A 21,828-nucleotide genomic window follows, 5' to 3' on the forward strand; every position below is an offset into this window, starting at 1 on the left:
ACCGGGCGTCCGGGCGAACGTCGCCGCATGTCGACAGGCGCCTGGCTGATGCCCGGGCGAACGTCGCCGCATGTCGATAGGCGCCGGGTTGGTGCCCGGTAGTGTCGGATCATGATCGACCGCCGATAACCTCGCTACGCCCTTTAACGCATGGACGCGTGATCGAAGCGCGCTTGCGCACGTCGCCCAACAAAAAACCCGCTGCTCGCGCAGCGGGTTTTCGTTGGTGCCTGTTACACCGGGGTCAGAACTTGTAGTTCACACCCAGCATGTAGGTACGGCCCCACTCCATGTATTCCAACGGCCGATCCTTGGTGCCCGCGTAGGTGCGGTACGGTTCGTTGGTCAGGTTGCTTCCCTGCAGCAGCAGGGTCAGGCCATGCAGCGCGCTGTCGTCGGCAAAGGTGTAGCTCACCTGCGCATCGGTCACGTTCTCGCCCACCACGTAACGCAGCGTGCGGTTGCCGTTGAAGTTGCCGATTTCACCGATGAAGTCCGAACGACGACGTTGGCTCACGCGCGCTTCGAACCCATTGCGCTCGTAGTAGGCGGTGAAGTTGTACACGCGCTCGGACAGGCCCGGCAGGCTGATCGGATCGGTGCCCACGCTGGACGCGCTTTCCGGGTCCATGATCTTGATGTCGCTGTCGTTGAACGTCGCGCTGGCCTGCACGCCAAACCCACGCAGCGGGTCGGCGATCATTTCCAGCGGGAACGAGGCCGTCAGCTCCAGGCCACGCAGGGTGCCGCCTTCGCCGTTCTGCGGGGCCGAGAACGTGCCCGTGGTCAGCAACGGCGCGGTCATGCCCGGCGGGATGACGTAGCTGGCCAGCAGGTTGCTGAAATCATAGTCGTCCACCGACTGGGTGTAGACGTAGCTCTTCAGGTCCTTGTAGAAGATCGCCGCCGCCACGTACGCCTTCTCACCGAAGTACTTTTCGTACGACAGATCGATGGCGTTGGCGCGCCACGGGTCGAGCAACGGGTTGCCGCCGCTGCCGCCCGGCTTGCCGGTGGCGGTATCCACGCCGAATTCCAGGCCGGCACGCATCTGGTCGACGCGCGGACGCGCGACCTGCTTGGCCACCGCGAAACGCAGGGTCTGCTGGTGCGGGAACATGAAGGCCAGGTTCAAGCTCGGCAGCCAGTCGGTGTACTTCTTGCCTTCATCGATCGGCAGGATTTCCTGGCCGGCCGGGCGCGAACGGTCGAAGTAGTTCGACTGCGAGCTCTGGTCGGTGGTGATCATCTGCACGCCGATGTTGCCGCGTACGCCCACCTCACCGATATCGGTGTTGATGTTGGCGCGCACCCATGCGGTGGTGGTTTTCTCCTGCACCACCCACGACTTGGGAATCAGGTAGTCCAGGTTGGTGACCGGGTTGAATTCCATGTAGCGGTCGACCGCGGCCGGCACGTTCCAGGCCGGGATGTAGCCGATGCCGGCAAAACCCAGGTTGACCGGGGCGTACTGCAGGTCGTTGCCGACATTGGCGTCGCCCTGGGCGCCGAGCAGGATGTTGCCTTCGGCCTGGGTCTTTTCCTTGCGGCGGTCGGCGTAGTTCACGCCCACGTCCACGTCCTGGAACCACGACAGCGACTCGGGCATGTTGAACGTGCCCTGCAGGCGCGCGCCCTTCAGGCGGTCTTCCACCTGCGGCACCTTGCCGTAGCCCGAGCCGTAGATGGTGTTGGTCAGGTACAGCGCTTCGGGATTGGAGTAATCCAGGCCCGGGCGGATCTGCGAGAAGCCATTCGGATTGACGGTCAGCCCGATCGTATCCAGCTGCGGCATCGGGGTGAGCTGCAGGTTGTTCTCCAGGTTCAGCTCATCGCGGGTGGCCTTGGAGTAGTTCACATCGGCGGTGAGCTTGAAGCTGTCGAAGGTCAGCTCGTTGTTCCAGCCGAACGCGTCGATCTTGTCTTCGCGCTTGTTGTACATGCCGCGCACCAGCGGGTACACGCCGCTGGCGGTGCCGCCGGTGAAGGTGTTGTTGCCGTTGACCTGCGGGTTGCTGATGAACAGGCCCGGGGTGTAGCCGCCGTTGTAGTTGCTGAGGTTGACCTCGAACTGGTTGGCGGTGTCGATCTGCTCGGCGTCGGTGTGGAACAGGTCCAGGGTGCTGGTCCACACGTTCGACGGACGGAACTGCACGGTGGCCATGTAGCCGTCACGCTTGGCGTTGCCGGTACGGCGCAGCGCCTTGATGCCGTCGGAGAACGAAGTGCCCGGGGCCACGCCCGGACGGTTGCCCTGGTCGGTCTGCTCGGTGGTCCACGGCTCGTAGAGACCGACCTGGTTTTCCTGGATCGGCGTGTCGCTGTGCGCGTAGCCCAGCGCGATGCCCCAGGTGCCTTCGGCGAACTGGTCGATATAGCTGGCGCTGAAGCGGTTGCCGAAGGCATCCACGTCGGCGGCCTTGCCCAGCGAGTTCTTCGAATAGCGGCCGCTGACCGCGATCACGCGCTCGCCGAACGCCAGCGGGCGCACGGTCTGCATGTCGATGGTGCCCGACAGGCCCTGGCCGACCAGTGCCGCATCGGGCGTCTTGTACACGGTCACGCCATTGACCAGCTCGGACGGATACTGGTCGAACTCGACGCTGCGGTTGTCGCCGGTGCTGACCACTTCACGGCCGTTGAGCAGGGTGGTGGCGAAATCCGGCGACAGGCCGCGCACGCTGATCACCTGGGCACGGCCCGCCACGCGCTGCGCGGCCAGGCCGGGCAGACGGGCCAGCGATTCGGCGATGCTCACATCCGGCAGCTTGCCGATGTCTTCGGCCGAGATCACTTCGACCACCGAGGTGGCGTCCTGCTTGATCGCGATGGCGTTTTCGATACCGCGGCGGATGCCGGTGACCTGGACGGTGTCCAGGTCGGTGGCGGCGTTACCGGCCGGCGGCGCGGTGCCCGGATCAGTGGTGGTGCTCTGCGCCAACGCCAATGACGGCGTCAGGGCGACGGCCAGCGCGATACTCAGCGCGCTGCGCTTGCGATTCAACATTTTCCCCTCCCAGGCAATGTTGCCAAACATGTTGTGGTCAACGGCGATGCATTGCCGCAGGTGTCATGGCGCGGTGGCCGCTGACTGCGTGGCTATGGTAGGCAGCGCGCCTTCGCGGTGAATCACCCTGCATACGTATTCAATGGAATAGACGGTGGTTGAAAGCGGTTTCAGGCCGCCGCGTTTCCGGTAGCGCCGGCCGTTGGCCGGCCCGGGCGATCCGTGGGCCGGCCAACGGCCGGCGCTACCGAGGTGCAGCGCGCGTGTCATTTACAGCGGGATGAATCGGATCGCCTGGCCACCACCGGGTGCCAACACGATGTTCAACGTATCCGCGCTGGTCACTTCGCGGGTTTCGCGCTTGAACGCGAACGGGTTGCTTCGATAATCCGCGCCGTCGCCATCCCGGTAAATCTCGGCGCGGTAACGCACGCCCGGCTCCAGGAACGACAATGGCACGGGCAACGAACGCCCATGCTCATCGGTGATGCTGCCCAGGAACCAGTCGCGGCTGTTGCGGTCCTTGCGCGCGATGGTCACGTAATCGCCCACCTCGCCATCGAGCACGCGGGTGTCGTCCCAGTCCACGGCCACGTCCTCGATGAAGCGGAACGCTTCGCGGTGCTGTTCATAATGCTCGGGCAGGTCGGCGGCCATCTGGATCGGGCTGTAGATCACCACGTACAGCGCCAGCTGGCGGGCCAGCGTGCTGGGGATGGCCTGGCCGTGGCGGCCCTTCAGGCTGAGGATGCCGGGGGTGTAGTCCATCGGCCCGGACAGCAGGCGGGTGAATACCAGGTTGACCTCGTGCTCGGGCGGGTTCGGCGGCTGGCCCCAGGCGTTGTATTCCATGCCGCGCGCACCTTCGCGCGAGATCCAGTTGGGGTAGGTGCGGCGCAGCCCGGTGTCCTTGATCGGCTCGTGTGGGTTCACCGCGATGTGCCGCTTCGCTGCTTCCTGCACCACCTTGAGATGGTGGCGGGCCATGAACTGGCCGTCGTGCCACTCGCGCAACAGCGGGCCGCCCGCCGGATTGCGCCGGTCCACCTGGCCGTCGTCGCAGACGTAGCCGCTCTTGAACGAATCCACGCCCAGCCGCGCGTACAGGTCCAGCGCCGCGCCCAGCTGGTCTTCGTAATGCTCGATCGCGCAGCCGGTTTCATGGTGGCCGATCAGATGCACACCCTTCTTCGCGCCATGCGCCGACAACGCCTCGATGTCGAAATCCGGTGTCGCGCGGGTGAAGTCGAAGTCGTAGCCGTTGCCGACCCAGTTGCCATCCCAGCCCGGGTTCCAGCCTTCGACCAGTACGCCGCGGAAACCGTGTTTCGCGGCGAAGTCGATCACCTTCTTCGTCTTTGCGGTGGTGGCCGCATGCTTCGGGCCGGTCGCCCAGCTCTCTTCATCCAGGTGCATCGACCACCACACGCCCAGGTACTTGGACGGCTTCACCCAGCTCACATCGCCCAGCACGTTGGGCTCGTTGAGGTTGAGGATCAGGTTGGATTCCACCAGGCCCCCGGCGGTGTCGCTGATCTGCAGCGTGCGCCAGGGCGTGCTGAAGGGCAGGGTGCGGCGCACCTTCCAGCCTTCGGCCGACGGCGACAATTGCGCGCGCAGGCGCTGGCCCTCGGTGCGGCGCAGCCACATGCCGGCGTAGTCGACCAGCGCCGCTTCGTGGATCGCCACATGCAGGCCGTCATGGCTGCGCAGGGTGAGCGGGGTATGCGCCAGCGGCACCTGGTCCAGCGGCGTGCGCTGGTACAGGTATTCATAATGGATGGGCTCGCCGGCCGGAATCCACCACGCGGTGGATTCAGGGGCAATCGCGAACTCGGTCAGCTCGTCATCGATGATCGCTTCGCGCAGGCCCGGCTGCGCCGGAAAGTGGTAACGGAAGCCCAGGCCGTCATCGTAGACGCGGAACACCACGTCCAGCCGGCGCTTGGCGCCGCTGCGCTCGCCCAGGTGCACGGTGACTTCGTTGTAGTGGTTGCGCACGTTGCGGCGTTCGCCCCAAGGCTGTTCCCAGCTGTCATCGACACTGCGCGTGTCCTGCCCGAGCACCGTCAGGTCGCGGTCCAGCCGGCCGTCGCGCAGTTGGAAGCCCAGTTTCGAGTCCGCCACCACGGTCTGGCCCAGGCGTTCGACCCGGTAGCTCGGGTTGCCGCCATCGAGCTGCAGCGACACCTTCAGCACCTTGCCGGGCGAGCTGGCACTGGCCACGGTGACCGGTTCGGCCTGCACGCCGGCGGCGCCCAACAGCAATGACAGTGCCACCCACGCCAGCGGGCGGGGCGCGGCAATGGCGCGCAACAACGGCAAATCCAGTGGCATTTCCCCTCCCAGGGCAGCGCGTCTCTGCACCGGACTATAGCTACGCGTGCTGCGGCCTCACCGCGCCAGGCCATGAATACGTATGCAAGCGGGCATCGATGTTGCCCATGCGGTGCGACGGGCGACGGTCGTCGCCTACCATGGGTCCAGGCACCCTGGGAGGGGGCCGCGACGACAGCGCTCCGGCGCTGCCGAACCACACCGCGTGCAAGAAGGGAGGAAGGCCGACGGGCGCAAGCCGGTCCGCCGCTTTTCGATGCTGAAGACGATCTGCCTGACCGCCGCCCTCGGGGCGGCGCTGGTGTCCACCGCTGCGGCGGCGGACCTGACATTCGATGGCCGCACGGCGCGCGCCATTGCGGGCGCCGACGGCAGCTTCCAGCTGCTGGCCGATGGCAAACCGGTGGCGATCAGCGCCCAGCCGATGCACAGCCGCACCGACAGCGTGATGTTCGATGCGCTGTTCGCGCTGGCCCAGCAGGAAATGGCGGCCGACCGCGTGGACGCGATCCGCGACCCGGCCTTCAACTTCGGCAACCCGGTGGACTGCGAATGCTTCCAGACCGGTGAGCGCTGGCCCTACGTGTGGACGCGCGATGTGAGCTTCGCCGCCGACCTGGCGCTGGCCCGGCTGGAGCCGATCCGCACCCGGCAGTCGCTGCAGTTCAAGCTGTCCACCGCACGCGACGGCGTGACCCCCGGCCTGTTCGTGGCCCAGGACACCGGTTCGGGTGGCAGCTGGCCGATCAGCAGCGACCGCGTGGTGTGGTTCCTCGCCGCGCGCAACCTGCACGATAATTCCAGCTTCATGACCGAAACCTGGCAGGCGCTGCAGGCCACGCTGGAGCAGGACCGGGCGATGGTGTTCGACCCGCGCACCGGCCTGTACCGGGGCGAGACCTCGTTCCTCGACTGGCGCGAGCAGACCTACCCGGACTGGACCCGCCAGGACGTGCGCTTCATCGGCGAGTCCTTCGCGCTGTCCACCAACGTGCTGCATTACCAGGCGCTGCGCCTGGCCGAGACGTTCGCACGTGAGCTGGGCGATGAACGGGCCACCGGGTACGCGGCCTGGGCCGACGCGCTGGCCAAGCAGATAGACGCGCGCTTCTGGCGCGAAGACGCCGGCATGTACATGAGCTACATCGGCGAGGCCGCGCACCCGGTGCCTTACGCCAAGTACGACCTGCTGGGCATCTCGCTGGGCGTGCTGGCCAGCGTGTTCCCGGCCGACCGTGCGCGCCGTTCGCTGGCCAATTATCCCTACGTGGAGGGCGGCAGCCCGGTGGTGTGGCCGCAGGAAGCGCAGCAGCCGATCTACCACAACCGTGCGGTGTGGCCGTTCGTCAGCGCCTATTCGCTGCGTGCCGCGCGCAAGGTGGGCGATGCCACCCGCATCCAGCGCGAGATCGAATCGCTGATGCGCGGCAGCGCGCTGGCCGGCTCGAACATGGAAAACCATGAGATGCGCACGCTTGCCGTGCATGTCGACGAAGGCCCGCTGAGCGGCCCGGTGGTCAATTCGCCGCGCCAGCTGTGGTCGGTGGCCGGCTACCTGTCGATGGTGCTGGAAGGCGTGTTCGGCGTGGAGGCCGATGGAAAGGTAGACCCCAAACTTCCGGTAGCGCTGGTGCCGCAGCTGTTCGGCACGCGCACCAGCATCGAACTCAACGACGGCACCACCCGCTACATCCTCAAACGCCCGCGCAAGCTCGGCGGCGACCTGCTGGTAGCAAAGAAAACCACCCGTAAAGGCAACACCGTAACCGTCCAGCTGGAGCCGCACGCGCCGTCCGCATCGAAACCGGCGCCGGCGCTGGCACCGGCACCGGCGCTGGATCCTGGTAGAGCCACGCCCAGCGTGGCTGCTCTCCGCCCCGAAGTCGCGAACCCCAACGCGTTCGCACCCACCACCCCGGCGGCGCCGAAGCCCCTGAAACGCGGCAAGACCTGGACGTTCGCCATCCCGGCCAACCACCAGCTCTGGCAGGACGGCAACCCGGTAGGCAACGCCACCCACACCCACACCCTCACCGATGACGGCCATCAGCACTGCCTCAGCCTCACCCGCCGCGAAGGCGCACTGGAATCGCTGCACAGCCCGATGACCTGCGTCGGCCCGCAGCAACGCTTGGCCGGCGCGACCCAATGGAACTGGACGGCAACCACGCCCACCCGCGTGCGCATCCGACTGCGCTACGACAACCCCAACGGCCCGATCAACACCGGCGTCACTGCCGCGGTGAAGCAACTGGCGGTGCAGTGCCCCGGCGCACTGGCACAGCGCGCCACCGTGGTGATGCCACACAGCGTCGGGCCGCAGGACTCTACCGCCGCCGAATTCGACCTGCCCAAGGGCAACTGCCGTTTCACCCTGGAGCCGGGCTTCAACATGAGCGCACTGGAACACTTCGCCCAGTACAACGGCGGCAAAGGTGGGCGCGACGGCGTGCTCAACACGGCCAAGGTCAGTGCGCTGCTGGTCGCGCCGGTCGCCGGTGACGCGGAGGTCGCACAATGAGCCGCACCGCCAAGCCGACCCTGTCGTTCTGGCAGATATGGAACATGTGCTTCGGCTTCCTCGGCATCCAGTTCGGCTTTGCCCTGCAGAACGCCAACGCCAGCCGCATCTTCGAAACCCTGGGCGCCCCGATGGATGCCGTGCCCGGCCTGTGGATCGCCGCCCCGCTGACCGGCCTGCTGGTGCAGCCGATCATCGGCTACCTGTCCGACCGCACCTGGACCCGCTTTGGCCGCCGCCGGCCATACTTCATGATCGGCGCGGTATTCACCACGCTGGCGCTGCTGGTGATGCCCAACTCGCCCACCCTGTGGATCGCCGCCGGCACGCTGTGGGTGCTGGATGCCTCGATCAACATCTCGATGGAGCCGTTCCGTGCGTTCGTCGGCGACCAGCTGGCGCCGCGCCAGCGGCCCACCGGCTTTGCCATGCAGAGCTTCTTCATCGGCGTGGGCGCCATCGTCGCCAGCTTCCTGCCCTTCATCCTGGCGCACTTTGGCGTAGCCAACACCGCTGCTGCCGGCGAAGTGCCGCCTACCGTGCGCTATGCGTTCTACTTCGGCGCGGCGGTACTGCTGGCCTCTATCTGCTGGACCGTGTTCCGCACCCGCGAGTATTCGCCGGCCGAACTGGCCAGCTTCGACGACGTCGAACCGCCAGCCGTGCACCAGGGCGCAGCCGTTGGCGGGCCGCCGCCGCTGGCGCAGATCGTGACCTGGCTGCTGGCCGGTCTGGGTCTGGCCGTGGCGATCTTCCTGCAGCAGGGCGACAAGATGCTGTACGTGCTGGCGGGGCTGTGCGTCGCCTATGCGCTGCTGCTGGCGGTAGCCCGACTGGCGCCCGGCCCGAACATGCTGGCTACCATCGTGCACGATCTGCGCGCCATGCCACGCACCATGCGCCGCTTGGCATGGGTGCAGTTCTTCTCGTGGTTCGCGCTGTTCGCCATGTGGATCTACACCACCGCCGCCGTGGCCGGCACCCACTTCGGCTCCACCGATCCGGCGTCGGCGGCCTACAACGAAGGCGCCAACTGGGTGGGCGTGCTGTTCGGTGCCTACAACGGTTTTGCCGCGCTGGCCGCGCTGGTCATCCCGCTGCTGGTGCGCGCGCTGGGCCTGCGCTGGAGCCATCTGGTCAACCTGTGGCTGGGCGGGCTGGGTCTCATCTCGTTGATGTTCATCGACGATCCCAAATGGCTGCTGCTGTCGATGGTCGGCGTCGGCTTCGCCTGGGCCTCGATCCTGTCGCTGCCGTATGCGCTGCTGTCCGACAGCGTGCCGGCGGCCAAGATGGGCATCTACATGGGCCTGTTCAATTTCTTCATTGTCATCCCGCAGCTGGTGGCTGCCAGCGCACTCGGCTTCGCCCTGCGGGTGTGGCTGGGCGGCGAGCCGATGCACGTGCTGGTGCTGGGCGGGGTGAGCCTGTTCATTGCCGGCCTGTGCGTGCTGCGGGTGCCGTCCCATCAGGAGGTTGCATGATGCATCTGGTTTCCAGGCTGTCGTTGGGTCTTTCACTCGCACTGATTGCAGGGCAGGCCATGGCCGCGCCGCGCCCGGAGTACGTGGGCACGCTGGAGCCGTTCGCCAGTGATGCGGTGTACTTCGTGGTCACCGACCGCTTCGTCAACGGCGACCCGTCCAATGACCACCGCGACCAGGGCGGCAAGCACCGCACCTTCGACATTCCGGTGCCGTGCCCGGACAAGGTGGACGGCAACATCGGCTACCTCGGCGGCGACTTCAAGGGCGTGTTGAACAACGCCGACTACATACGCAACCTCGGTTTCGGCGCGGTGTGGATCACCCCGATCATCGACAATCCGGATGAAGCCTTCACCGGCAGCAAGCCGATCAGCTGCACCAGCACCCTGACCGACCGCGGCAAGACCGGCTACCACGGTTACTGGGGCATCAACTTCTACACGCTCGACGAGCACCTGCCGAGCAAGGACCTGAACTTTGCCGGGCTCACCCGCGGCCTGCACGATGCGAAGTTGAAGGTGGTGCTGGACATCGTTGGCAACCACGGTTCGCCGGCCTGGAGCATGCCGGTGAAGCAGCCGCAGTTCGGCCAGATCTTCGACAAGGACGGCACGCTCATCGCCGACCACCAGAACCTGCCGCCACAGCAGCTGGACCCGAAACACAACCCGCTGCATGCGTTCTACAACAACATCGGCCCGGTCGATGCGGCCAACGGGTCGATCTTCGACGGCAACCTGGCCGAGCTGGGCGATTTCAACCAGGACAACCCGGCGGTGATGGATTACCTGGTGGGCGCCTACCTGCAGTGGACCGCGCAGGGCGTGGATGCACTGCGCATCGACACCATCGGCTGGCTGCCGCACCCGTGGTGGCATGCGTTCGTCAACCGCATCCGTGCCGAGCACCCGAACATGTTCATGTTCGGCGAAGCATTCGACTACGACGCCGGCAAGATCGCCGAGCACACCTGGCCGACCAACGCCAACGTGAGCGTGCTGGACTTCCCGCTGCGCGGCGCGATGTCCAGCGTGTTCGGCCAGGAGCAGAAGGGGTTCGAAGCGCTGGCCGAACCGCTGCACCTGATCGGTGGGCCGTATGCCAACCCGTACGAGCTGATGAGCTTCTACGACAACCACGACATGGCGCGGCTGGACGCCACCGACGACGGCTTCATCGACGCCCACAACTGGCTGTTCACCGCGCGCGGCATTCCGGTGCTGTACTACGGGTCGGAAACCGGCTTCATGCGCAGCCGCGCCGAACATGCCGGCAACCGTGCCTACTTCGGGCAACCGCGCGTGGATGCCGCCCCGCAGAGCCCGATCTTCGGACCACTGCAGCGCATTGCCAAGCTGCGTGAGGCCACCCCGGCGCTGCAGCGCGGGTTGCAGGTCAACGAGCGCCTGCAGGGCGACCAAGCCGTGTTCTTCCGCGTACTCCAGCACGGCGACACCGCGCAGACCGCGCTGGTGGTGCTCAACAAGGGCGACACCGCCAGTACGTTCGAGATCAGCCGCTACCTGCAGCCGGGCATCTGGTGTGATGCGCTGGACGGTGGCAGCCAAGCGGTCAAGCGCAGCCTGAAGGCCGAGGTGCCCGCGCACGGGGTGAAGGTCTACCTGCTGGATGCGGCGGTGAACCAGAAGGCCCTGCAGGCCGAACTGGCCCGGGCAGTGGCCGACCAGCAGGCAAGGACGAAGCGATTGGACCGGTAGCCGGACGGGTAGAATGTGCCGTCTCCCACCGCACCGCCGTACCCCGCCGCATGACCGATCTGCCCCCACAAACCCCCATTGAAACGCTGCTCCAGTCCACAATGGACGGAACTACCCTGATCGGCGCGTTCATGAAGGCCTTCGTCGCCTCCGACGTGGTGCTGCTCACCGGCAGCCTGGTCACCCCCGACGGCAGCGGCTTCGATCCGCTGCTGTTCGACAAGCAGGGCACGCTGCATGTGGCGGTGTTCACCCACATGCAGCGGGTGGGCTTCCACAGCCAGCAGGCGCCGCATACGATCCGCATGCAGATGCTGGAAGTGCTCAAGCGCGTGCCCGGCGGCTACGGTGTCGTCGTCAATCCCGGCACGTCACTGGGCCTGGAGCTGTCACCCACAGGTATCGGCGAGATCCTGAAGGATTTTGCCTGAGCCCATGCGCCTCGACCGAGGGTGCGCTACACACCGCGCATTGCCTCCGACGGCGCTGCACGCTGCGCTGACCGACGCAGAGCAGGCGCTTCGGTAACGAACTCAGCGCCCGGCCAGCGACGATTCCCGCAGCACCTGCTTCACCGGAATGGTCTGGCTCTGTACCGGTTCGCCCTGGATCAGCGCCAGCAGCCGTTCCACCAGCAGCTGCCCGGCCTGCTTGGTATCCTGCTGCACGGTGGAGAGCGTCGGCGAGACAGACGCCGCCAGCGGAATGTCGTCGAAGCCGGCCAACGCCACGTCCTGCGGAATGCGCAGGCCGTGTTCGCGCAGGGCACGCATCGCGCCAATGGCGATCAGGTCGCTGGCCGCGAATACCGCATCGATGGTGTCGCCGCTGGCCAGCAACGCCTGGCAGGCGTCGTAGCCGGACAGTTCGGTGGTGATCGCATCGAACTGCAACGCCGGGTCGACCGGAACGCCGCGTTCGGCCATCGCGGCCACGTAGCCGCGGTAGCGCTCTTCGAACTCGGGGTAGTGGCTGGAGGCATGGCCGACAAAGGCGATGCGCCGGCAGCCCTGGTCGAGCAGGTGGGTGGTGATGTCGAAACCGCCCTGGAAGTTGTCGCTGCCGATCGATACCCCGGGCTGGTCGGGCAGGGCGGCCCCCCAGCGCACGAAGTGGGTGCCCTGTTCCACCAGCCGCTGCAGCCGCTCGCGCGACTCGTGGTAGTCGCCGTAGCCGAGCAGGATGATGCCATCGGCCTTGTTGCTGTCTTTGTAATCGGCCTGCCAGTCGGTGGACAGCTGCTGGAACGACACCAGCAGGTCATGGCCGCGCAGCGCGCAGGCGCGGGTGATCGAGCCGAGCATGGCGTGGAAGAACGGGTTGATCAGCGAATCGTCGTTGGTGGGGTCTTCGAAGAACAGCAGCGCCAGCGTGCCGGCATTGCGCAGGCGCAGGCTGGAGGCGTTCTTGTCCACCTTGTAGTTCAGCTCCCGGGCGATTTTCAGGATCCGCTCGCGGGTTTCCGGGTTGACCATCGGGCTGCCACGCAGCGCCCGCGACACCGTGGGCTGGGAAACCCCGGCCAGGTGGGCGATATCCAGGGAGGTGGCTTTGCCGCGGATGGTCATGAAGGGCAGGGCGGGGACGACAACATGCATGATGCCACGGCGATGCAAAGGCGGGCGCCCGTAGAGCCACGCCCTGCGTGGCTGGGGCCTTGCACGCAGACCCCGCAGACCACGCAGCCACGCAGGGCGTGGCTCTACCCGGGCCTCGGGTCCCCGCCTGAGGCCACGTCCCACAAGGATCTGGCGGAATCCTGAACCCCGTTCCCGGCATTTCCGACATGGGCCCGCCCGGCGGGGATGGTAGAATGCGCCGTTCTGCAATCCCACCCAGATCTCCCGCATGGCAGCCCCCGTATCGGCACCGAACAGAGTGTGATATCTGTCGGGCCTGCCCTCGGACAACGGAAGAGCAACCCTATGGCGCGCGGCATCAATAAAGTCATCCTGGTCGGCAACCTCGGCAACGACCCGGACGTGAAGTACACCCAAGGCGGCATGGCGATCACCCGCATCAGCCTGGCCACCACCAGCGTCCGCAAGGACAAGGATGGCAACCAGCAGGAGCGCACCGAATGGCACCGCGTGGTGTTCTTCGGCAAGCTCGGCGAAATTGCCGGCGAATACCTGCGCAAGGGCAGCTCGGTCTACGTCGAAGGCAGCCTGCGCTACGACAAATACACCGGCCAGGATGGCGTGGAGAAGTACTCCACCGACATCATCGCCGACGAAATGCAGATGCTGGGCGGTCGTGGTGAAGGCGGCGGCGGTGGCGGCGGCGAGCGCCCGCAGCGCCCGCAGGCCCCGCGCCAGGAATACGGCGGCGGTGGCGGTGGTCAGCGCGGCGGTGGCGGTGGTGGCTACGGCCAGCAGCAGCGCCCGCAGCAGCAGCCGCAGCAGTCGGCTCCGCCGATGGATGACTTCGCCGATGACGATATTCCGTTCTGACAGGCACCAATAGAAGATGTAAACAAGGGCTCTTGGCGCATTCGCCAAGGGCCTTTTTATTGTCAACGTTTTCAGCGGCGTCCGATTTCTCGTCTTGCCGATCAATCCCGGGGGGACGTCGAACCCTCACCGCGAGGCCGCACCAGGGCCACTCCGACTCCAGCCGTTCCCCTGCTTGATGAAGTTCACCATCATGTCCAGGTACCCGTTTGGCTGCCGTGTCGATACCCGCTCACCCTCCTTGTCCATTTCGAACTCGTACATGCCATGGTCGGCCTGCGGGAATACGGCCGTGGTGATGGGATGGCCGGCGCGTTTCAGCGCTTCCAGCCGACGCAGCGTCTCGAAGGGGGGCGCGTCGCGATCCTGTCCGCCGAAGATCCATAGCTGCGGCACGTCGAGGTTGGACAGCACCGGAATCGGATCGTAGTGCGCCGGCACGCCTTCCAGCAGCGATGGAAAGTCCCGGCGAGCCACCGCCTCGGGAGTGGAAAGCAGGTGCGAGGTGAAGTTTCCGCGCACGAACCGGAACCACGGCTCTTTCCCGTACTTCGTCTTCAGCGCATCGAGCCGGTCGAACCCTTCCGTGAAATTACTCTCGATGATGGCAGCCGTCGCTTCGGCCACTTCGCCAGCCTTGCGCTGCACGTCTGCACCGAAGCCGGCGCGCGTCATGTCGAACGCGATCGCCTCGCGATCTTCCTCGATCGGCGACACGGCCAAGCCGAAGCTGACGATCACGAAGTCAACGGGCTCGATCTTCGCGGCCAAAGGCGCCACCCAGCCACCCTGGCTGCCGCCTTGGTATCCGATGCGCCCGGCGCGCTTGCCGGCGAGACGACGGGCTTCGTGCATGGCGCGGATCGCGTCGGTCGCGAGAAGGAGGTAGTTCTGCGTGTAACGGCCCTCCGAGCGTCCGGTGCCTCGTTTGTCGTACGCGAAGACGCCGATGCCTTGGCTTGCCAGTTCGCGCTGCAGTGAATAGGTGTCCACCGCCGAAGTTCGTTCGGCACCGTGGATAAGCACGACGATCGGCACAGTTGCTTCCCCCGGCGGCAGCGTCAACCGCCCATTCAACATGACGCCGCTCCCCTCGAAGCGCGTGTCCCTCTGCACGAGCGACTGTCGGTGCCCCTCCACGTCGTCGAAGCGGATCTTGCCGCGGTCACACTCCATCACCGCCAATCGATGACCATCGGGACGGTCGGTCCAGCCCAGCGTGCTGACCCAGAGATCACCCCCCTGCGGCATGAGTGCCCCTGTTCGGCCATCGGGGCGTCGCCAGCGAAGTGCGCCCGGGGCGCCCGGGCCGATGTCGAGCATGCTCCCATCGGCCATGCGGTAGCTGCCTGTGTGGCAGGCGGGCACGTGTGAGCGCGGTACGTCGGGGCTGCCCGGGGTCGCCACCGCATGAAACGCGGACAGGGCAAGAATCGTGGCAAGCAAACGACTGCGCATGACCGCTCCAATTAGGTTACCATTTACGTAAATCCTGACGTAACAAGTCGGGTGCGTCAACGCTCAAGGGGACACATGAGATGAGCGACTTCATCCAGCAACAAGGCCCGGCCTTCCTTGCGCATCTATTGCGGCGACTTGCCGACGAACTGGTACAAGGTGCGGCTGACTGGTATCCATCGGTGGGTGTCACCGCTCCGCCACGCACGATATCGACGCTGTTGGCGCTCGATGAACACGGTTCGCTTGGGGTGACGGAACTGGCAGGACTGTTGCGGCAATCCCACCCACTTGTGATCGCCTGGATCAAGGAGCTGACGCGATTGTCGCTGGTGAAATCGAAGGACGACCCGGCAGACCGGCGACGAACCCTGGTGAGCCTGACGACGAAGGGACGAAGTGAGCTTGTGCGCGTGCGCAAGGCCCTGGTGACCATGGAGCGGGCCTCCACCGAACTGCTGGAGTTGGCCGGCACCGATTCCCTCCAGGTGCTGTGGGCGCTGGAACGCAATTGCCGGGCACTTCCTTTCCTGCAACGACTGCAGCAGCAGGCTTTGCACGACGAGGAGTAGATGCGCTGCGGTGTTTACAGGCCGAAAGGGCTTGGCGCATAGTGACTAGTGCCATGAATGGTCATTATTTGCTACCGCCGCCACATGACGATACAGTTGCCACATGAGCAATGCCGACATTCATGCGCCCGCACGCGGGCCAGGGGACCACAGCGTCCGCGACCAGATCGTGGCTGCGGCCACCGAGCACTTCAGCTACTACGGTTACGAGAAAACCACCGTTTCTGATCTGGCCCGCGCGATCGGCTTCTCCAAGGCCTACATCTACAAGTTCTTCGCCTCCAAGCAGGCGATCGGCGAGGCGATCTGCCACACCTGCCTGCTCGGCATCGAGCGGCAGATCGAGGCGGCCATCAGCAGTACGGATGGCGCACCGGAACAGCTGCGGCGCATGTTCCGGGCAGCGGTGGAGGCCAGCGTCGAACTGTTCAACCAAGATCGCAAGCTCTATGAGATCGCGGTCGCGGCCGCCTCCGAAGGTTGGCCCACCGCCACGGGCTACGAGGCCCGGGTGCGCGCGCACCTGCAGGCGATCCTGGAGCGGGGGCGCGCAGCCGGCGACTTCGAGCGCAGGACGCCGCTGGACGAGGCCGCACAGGCCGTCTATCTGGTGATGCGCCCCTACCTGAACCCGCTGCTGCTGCGGGAGAGCCTGCGCTACAGCGACCAAGCCCCCGGGCAGCTGTCCAGCCTGATCCTCAGAAGCCTGTCCCCCTGATCGGAGTGCGAAGTGACTGTTGACAGTTATGGTCACTAGATACAACAATGCCGGCCTGACCAGTCCCTTTGTGGGTGCGCCTCATGCTGCGGCATCGTTCTCCAGGTTTTTTCTCCCTTTCCGTTCTTTCCCTGGCCCTGACCGGTTGCGGCGGCAGCGCGCCGCCTGATCCGCGGACCGCGCCACCGCCGGTCCGGGTGGCGCTGGTCGACGAAGGCGCCGGCCAGACCCGGACTTTCACCGGCACCGTGCAGGCGCGGATCCAGAGCGACCTGGGCTTCCGGGTGTCCGGCAAGGTGCTGGAACGGTTGGTGGATGCGGGCCAGCAGGTGAAGCGCGGGCAGCCGCTGTTGCGGATGGACCCGGCCGATCTGGATCTGGCAGCGAGCGCGCAGCGGCAGGCGGTTGCGGCCGCCGAAGCGCGCGCGACCCAGGCGGCGCAGGAAGAGGTGCGCTACCGCAGGCTGGCGGCCAGCCAGGTGGTGTCGCGCTCTGCGTATGACCAGATCAAGGCGGCGGCCGATACCGCCCAGGCCGAGCTGCGCGCGGCCCGGGCGCAGGCTGCGGTGGCAGGCAACGCGAGCAGCTATGCCGTGTTGCTGGCCGATGCCGATGGTGTGGTGTCACAGACGCTGGCTGAGCCGGGGCAGGTGGTGGCCGCCGGTCAGGTCGTGGTGCAGCTGGCCCGATCCGGCCCGCGCGAGGCCGTAGTACAGCTGCCGGAAACCCTGCGCCCGGCGCTGGGTTCCACCGCCACGGCCAGCATCTTCGGTCGCGTTGGCGAACCGATCACTGCACACCTGCGGGTGCTGTCCAGCGCGGCCGATCCGGTTTCGCGTACGTTCGAGGCGCGCTACGTCCTGGATACGGCCGACGAGCCGGCGCCGCTGGGCGCCACCGTTGCGCTGGAACTTCCAACGCAGGGCAAGGCGGCAGCTGAAGGCGGCGTACGCGTGCCGCTGGCAGGAATCAACGACAGTGGCAAGGGCGCCGGTGTGTGGCTCATCCACGGGCAGCCGGCCATGGCGACCTGGCGGCCGGTGAAGGTGCTGCGCCTGGCGGATGACAGCGCGTATGTCATCGGCAACCTGAAGCACGGAGACCGCGTTGCCGCACTGGGCGCGCACCTGCTGCGCGAGGGCCAACGCGTGCGCATTCTCGACACCCGGGGCGCTGCCTCTGCCGGAGCACCATCGCCGTGAGTGGCTTCAATCTTTCCGCGCTGGCCGTGCGTGAGCGCTCCATCACGGTCTTCCTGATCCTGCTGGTATCGCTGGCCGGCATCGTCTCGTTCTTCAAGCTGGGCCGTGCGGAAGACCCGGCGTTCACCGTGAAGGTGATGACCATCGTGACCGCCTGGCCGGGCGCTACGGCCGAGGAAATGCAGGACCAGGTCGCCGAGAAACTGGAGAAGCGGCTGCAGGAACTGCGCTGGTACGACCGCAGCGAGACCTTCACCCGGCCGGGCCTGGCATTCACCACGCTGAGCCTGCTGGACAGCACACCGCCCGCGCAGGTGCAGGAAGAGTTCTACCAGGCACGCAAGAAGCTGCAGGACGAGGCGGCGACGCTTCCGGCCGGCGTGATCGGGCCCATGGTCAACGACGAGTACGCCGACGTCACCTTCGGGCTGTTCGCATTGAAAGCCAAGGGTGAACCGCAGCGGGTGCTCGCCCGCGATGCCGAAGTGCTGCGGCAGCGCCTGCTGCATGTGCCAGGGGTGAAGAAGGTCAACATCATCGGCGAACAGTCCGAGCGCATTTTCGTTGAGTTCTCGCACGACCGACTGGCCACCCTCGGCATCAGCCCGCAGGATGTGTTCGCGGCACTGAACGGACAGAACGCGCTGACGCCGGCAGGTTCGGTGGAGACCCATGGCCCGACCGTTTTCGTGCGGCTGGATGGCGCGCTGGATGAACTGGACAAAATCCGCAACACGCCGATCGTGTCTGGCGGCAAGACCATCAAGCTGGCCGACATCGCCACGGTGAAGCGGGGGTATGAAGACCCGGCCACCCTGCTCATCCGCAATGGCGGCGAGCCGGCGTTGTTGCTGGGCGTGGTGATGCGTGACGGCTGGAATGGGCTGGATTTGGGCAAGGCCTTGGACAGCGAAGTGGCGCAGATCAACGCCGAGCTGCCGCTGGGCATGTCGCTGGGCAAGGTCACCGACCAGTCGGACAACATCAGCTCCTCGGTCAACGAGTTCATGGTGAAGTTCTTCGTAGCCCTGGTAGTGGTGATGCTGGTCTGCTTCGTCAGCATGGGCTGGCGGGTCGGCGTGGTGGTGGCCGCAGCGGTGCCGCTGACGCTGGCCGCGGTGTTCCTGGTGATGGCGGCCACTGGCAAGAACTTCGACCGGATCACCCTGGGCTCCCTGATCCTGGCGCTGGGCCTGCTGGTGGACGACGCCATCATCGCCATCGAGATGATGGTAGTGAAGATGGAGGAGGGCTTCAGTCGCGTCGCGGCCTCGGCATATGCCTGGAGCCATACCGCCGCGCCGATGCTGTCCGGTACGCTGGTTACCGCCGTGGGCTTCATGCCCAATGGATTCGCGCGTTCCACCGCGGGTGAATACACCAGCAACATGTTCTGGATCGTCGGTATCGCGTTGATCGCTTCGTGGGTGGTAGCGGTGGTGTTCACGCCGTACCTGGGCGTGAAGCTCCTGCCGCAGCTGAAGCCGGTGGAGGGCGGTCACGAAGCGATGTACGACACCCCGCGCTACAACCGTTTCCGCCGCCTGCTGGGCCGGGTCATAGAACGCAAGTGGCTGGTGGCCGGTTCGGTGGTGGCGCTGTTCGTGCTGGCCATTCTCGGCATGGGCGCGGTGAAAAAGCAGTTCTTCCCGGTCTCCGATCGCCCGGAGGTGCTGGTGGAAATGCAGATGCCCTACGGCACGGCGATCGAGCAGACCAGTGCGACCACGGCCAAGGTGGAAGCGTGGCTGGCCAAGCAGAAGGAAGCACACATCGTGACGGCCTACGTCGGCCAGGGAGCCCCTCGTTTCTTCCTGGCGATGTCGCCGGAACTGCCGGACCCTGCCTTCGCCAAGGTGGTGATCCGCACCAACAGCCAGGAAGAACGCGAGGCCCTCAAACTGCGCCTGCGCGAAGCGGTCGCGGCCGGGCTGGCACCGGAGGCACAGGTACGCGTCAGCCAGTTGGTGTTCGGGCCTTATTCGCCATACCCGGTCGCCTACCGGGTCAGCGGCCCCGACCCTGACGTGCTGCGCGGCATCGCCGACAAGGTCGAGGTGCAGCTGCAGGCCAGCCCGATGATGCGTACCGTCAACCGTGATTGGGGCGTACGCACGCCCGCACTGCACTTCACCCTGGACCAGGACCGCCTGCAGTCGGTGGGCCTGAGCTCCAGCAGTGCGGCCCAGCAGCTGCAGTTCCTGCTCAATGGGGTGCCGGTCACCACGGTGCGCGAGGATATCCGCACTGTGCAGGTGCTGGCACGGTCATCCGGGTCTACCCGCCTGGACCCGGCGAAGGTGCAGGACTTCACCCTGGTCGGTGCCGCAGGTCAACGCATTCCGCTGTCGCAGATCGGGACGGTGGACGTGCGGATGGAAGAGCCGGTGATGCGCCGCCGCGATCGGGTGCCGACCATCACCGTACGCGGCGACGTTGCCGAGGGCCTGCAGCCGCCGGACGTTTCCGCGGCGATGACGGCCGCACTGCAGCCGCTGCGTGACACCCTTCCCAAGGGCTACAGCATCACCGAAGCGGGGGCGATCGAAGAGTCCGGCAAGGCAATGAAGGCGATGCTGCCGCTGTTCCCGATCATGCTGGCCATCACCCTGCTGATCATCGTGCTGCAGGTCCGCTCGATGTCGGCGATGGTCATGGTGCTGCTGACCAGCCCGCTGGGCCTGATCGGTGTGGTCCCGACCCTGCTGCTGTTCCAGCAGCCGTTCGGTATCAATGCGCTGGTGGGCCTGATCGCGCTGTCGGGCATTCTGATGCGCAATACGCTGATCCTGATCGGGCAGATCCACCACAACGAGCAGGAGGGCATGAGTGCGCGCCAGGCACTGGTGGAGGCCACGGTGCAACGCGCCCGGCCGGTGATCCTGACCGCACTGGCAGCGGTGCTGGCCTTCATTCCGCTGACCCATTCGGTGTTCTGGGGAACACTGGCCTACACCCTGATCGGCGGCACGATTGCCGGCACTGTGCTGACCTTGGTGTTCCTGCCCGCGATGTATTCCATCTGGTACAACATCCGCGCCGATGCGGCGCAGGGAGCAACGTAATGCACACCTCTGGATCGACGCGCGTGGTGGTTACCGGCATCGGCATCGTCTCTCCGCTGGGCACCGGTACCGACGTGGTGTGGTCGCGGCTGCTGCAGGGCGCCTCGGGCATCTCCACGCTGCCCGCCGACATCTGCGAAGGCGTGGAGGTGGCCGTCGGGGGCCGTGTACGCGGCGTGGACGAAGATCCGCTGAACGGCTACAACCGCCGGCGCAGCATCAGCGACAAAGATCTGCGCAAGATGGACCGCTTCATCGAGTTCGCGATCATCGCCGCCGAAGAGGCCCTGGCCCAGGCAGGATGGTCACCCGCGACCGATCTGGAGCGCACCCGGACCGCGACGGTCATCGCGTCTGGCATCGGCGGCTTTGGCGCGATCGCCGAGGCAGTGGAAACCACCGACAGGCGGGGGCCACGTCGCTTATCGCCATTTACCGCGCCGTCGTTCCTGGGCAACATGGCCGCCGGACACGTGTCCATCCGCAATGGCTTCCAGGGCCCGATCGGCGCGCCGGTCACTGCGTGCGCGGCCGGCGTGCAGGCTATCGGCGATGCGGCACGGATGATCCGCGCAGGCGAGGCGGACATCGCCATCTGTGGCGGTACCGAAGCCGCGCTGCATCGCGTATCACTGGGCGCGTTCGCTGCTGCCAAAGCACTGTCCACCGGCTATAACGACACGCCGCAATCTGCGTCGCGGCCTTTCGACCAGGGCCGGGATGGCTTTGTCATGGCAGAAGGGGCAGGCCTGCTGGTGATCGAATCGCTGTCGCATGCATTGGCCCGCGGGGCCCAGCCGCTGGCGGAACTGGTTGGGTACGGCACCAGTGCCGATGCCTACCACCTGACCGCAGGCCCCGAAGATGGCTCAGGCGCGCGGCGGGCGATGGAGCAGGCGCTGCGGCAGGCCGGTCTGCAGCCTGGCGATGTGCAGCACCTCAACGCACACGCCACCTCCACCCAGGTGGGTGACCGTGCCGAACTGGCCGCCATCCGGTCGCTGTTTGGCATGGCATCCGGGCTGCACATCACATCGACAAAGGGCAGCACCGGGCATCTGCTGGGGGCGGCCGGCGGCATTGAAGCGGCCTTTACCGTGCTCGCGCTGCGCGACCAGCGCGTGCCACCCACGCTGAACCTGCGGATGCCCGATGCCTTGGCCGAGGGTCTGGAGATCGTCGGCGGCCACGCGCGGCCATTGGCCATCGAGCATGCACTGTCAAACGGCTTCGGCTTCGGCTTCGGCGGCGTCAACGCCAGCGCACTGTTCAAACGCTGGCGCTAGAGCG

Annotated in this window: 14 protein-coding genes; 10 read left to right on the forward strand and 4 right to left on the reverse strand. The window is 66.2% G+C overall.

From position 1 onward, the window contains the following. Positions 1-244 precede the first annotated feature (244 nt). Together J7J08_RS01170 and J7J08_RS01175 are read right to left on the reverse strand one after the other, a co-directional pair. Entirely contained in the window at positions 245-3,007 is a 2,763-nt protein-coding gene (locus J7J08_RS01170) for a TonB-dependent receptor (protein WP_214900719.1), read from the reverse strand. Between the two features lie 270 nt (positions 3,008-3,277). Continuing rightward, positions 3,278-5,344: a glycoside hydrolase family 97 protein gene (locus tag J7J08_RS01175; RefSeq protein ID WP_214900721.1), complete on the reverse strand. Its 2,067-nt coding sequence runs from the start codon at positions 5,342-5,344 to the stop codon at positions 3,278-3,280. Positions 5,345-5,600: 256 nt separating this feature from the next. Here J7J08_RS01175 and J7J08_RS01180 point away from each other — a divergent pair, with 256 nt between their 5' ends. The 4 genes from J7J08_RS01180 to J7J08_RS01195 are packed head-to-tail and all read left to right on the forward strand — an operon-like array spanning position 5,601 to position 11,501. Next, positions 5,601-7,865 carry a Six-hairpin glycosidase-like protein gene (locus J7J08_RS01180; RefSeq protein ID WP_214900723.1) on the forward strand — a complete coding sequence of 755 codons (2,265 nt, stop codon included), beginning with the start codon at positions 5,601-5,603 and terminating at the stop codon, positions 7,863-7,865. Next, the gene (locus J7J08_RS01185) at positions 7,862-9,349 is read left to right on the forward strand and encodes an MFS transporter (RefSeq protein WP_214900725.1); all 1,488 of its coding nucleotides are present in this window, start codon (positions 7,862-7,864) and stop codon (positions 9,347-9,349) included. The genes J7J08_RS01180 and J7J08_RS01185 overlap by 4 nt, the downstream gene beginning before the upstream one ends. Before the next feature lie 5 nt (positions 9,350-9,354). Beyond that, positions 9,355-11,070: an alpha-amylase family glycosyl hydrolase gene (locus J7J08_RS01190; protein ID WP_214901557.1), complete on the forward strand. Its 1,716-nt coding sequence runs from the start codon at positions 9,355-9,357 to the stop codon at positions 11,068-11,070. A 50-nt stretch (positions 11,071-11,120) separates the two neighbouring features. Further along, the gene (locus J7J08_RS01195) at positions 11,121-11,501 is read left to right on the forward strand and encodes an SseB family protein (RefSeq protein ID WP_214900727.1); all 381 of its coding nucleotides are present in this window, start codon (positions 11,121-11,123) and stop codon (positions 11,499-11,501) included. Between the two features lie 102 nt (positions 11,502-11,603). On the opposite strand, the gene J7J08_RS01200 is transcribed toward J7J08_RS01195, so the two are convergent. Continuing rightward, on the reverse strand, positions 11,604-12,638 hold the full coding sequence (locus J7J08_RS01200; RefSeq protein WP_214901559.1) for a LacI family DNA-binding transcriptional regulator: 1,035 nt from the start codon (positions 12,636-12,638) through the stop codon (positions 11,604-11,606). A 357-nt stretch (positions 12,639-12,995) separates the two neighbouring features. On the opposite strand from J7J08_RS01200, the gene J7J08_RS01205 reads away from it, so the two are divergent. Then, complete coding sequence (locus J7J08_RS01205) at positions 12,996-13,523, forward strand: single-stranded DNA-binding protein (protein ID WP_214900729.1); 528 nt, start codon at positions 12,996-12,998, stop codon at positions 13,521-13,523. Between the two features lie 126 nt (positions 13,524-13,649). On the opposite strand, the gene J7J08_RS01210 is transcribed toward J7J08_RS01205, so the two are convergent. Next, a complete protein-coding gene (locus tag J7J08_RS01210; protein WP_214900731.1) occupies positions 13,650-14,981 on the reverse strand; it encodes an alpha/beta fold hydrolase in 1,332 nt (443 codons plus the stop codon). A gap of 80 nt (positions 14,982-15,061) precedes the next feature. Between J7J08_RS01210 and J7J08_RS01215 the strand changes: the two genes are divergently transcribed. The 5 genes from J7J08_RS01215 to fabF all read left to right on the forward strand — a co-directional run bounded on the left by J7J08_RS01215 (position 15,062) and on the right by fabF (position 21,824). Beyond that, positions 15,062-15,553, forward strand: coding sequence for a MarR family winged helix-turn-helix transcriptional regulator (locus J7J08_RS01215; RefSeq protein WP_214900732.1), 492 nt, complete (start codon positions 15,062-15,064; stop codon positions 15,551-15,553). Between the two features lie 103 nt (positions 15,554-15,656). Then, complete coding sequence (locus J7J08_RS01220; protein WP_214900733.1) at positions 15,657-16,271, forward strand: TetR/AcrR family transcriptional regulator; 615 nt, start codon at positions 15,657-15,659, stop codon at positions 16,269-16,271. Positions 16,272-16,354: 83 nt separating this feature from the next. Next, entirely contained in the window at positions 16,355-17,473 is a 1,119-nt protein-coding gene (locus tag J7J08_RS01225) for an efflux RND transporter periplasmic adaptor subunit (RefSeq protein ID WP_214900735.1), read from the forward strand. Then, complete coding sequence (locus tag J7J08_RS01230; protein ID WP_214901561.1) at positions 17,464-20,538, forward strand: efflux RND transporter permease subunit; 3,075 nt, start codon at positions 17,464-17,466, stop codon at positions 20,536-20,538. The genes J7J08_RS01225 and J7J08_RS01230 overlap by 10 nt, the downstream gene beginning before the upstream one ends. Then, positions 20,538-21,824, forward strand: coding sequence for a beta-ketoacyl-ACP synthase II (fabF, locus tag J7J08_RS01235; RefSeq protein ID WP_214900737.1), 1,287 nt, complete (start codon positions 20,538-20,540; stop codon positions 21,822-21,824). The genes J7J08_RS01230 and fabF overlap by 1 nt, the downstream gene beginning before the upstream one ends. Positions 21,825-21,828 lie beyond the last annotated feature (4 nt).

It is taken from the genome of Stenotrophomonas sp. ISL-67 (assembly GCF_018612915.1).
Classification (GTDB): domain Bacteria; phylum Pseudomonadota; class Gammaproteobacteria; order Xanthomonadales; family Xanthomonadaceae; genus Stenotrophomonas.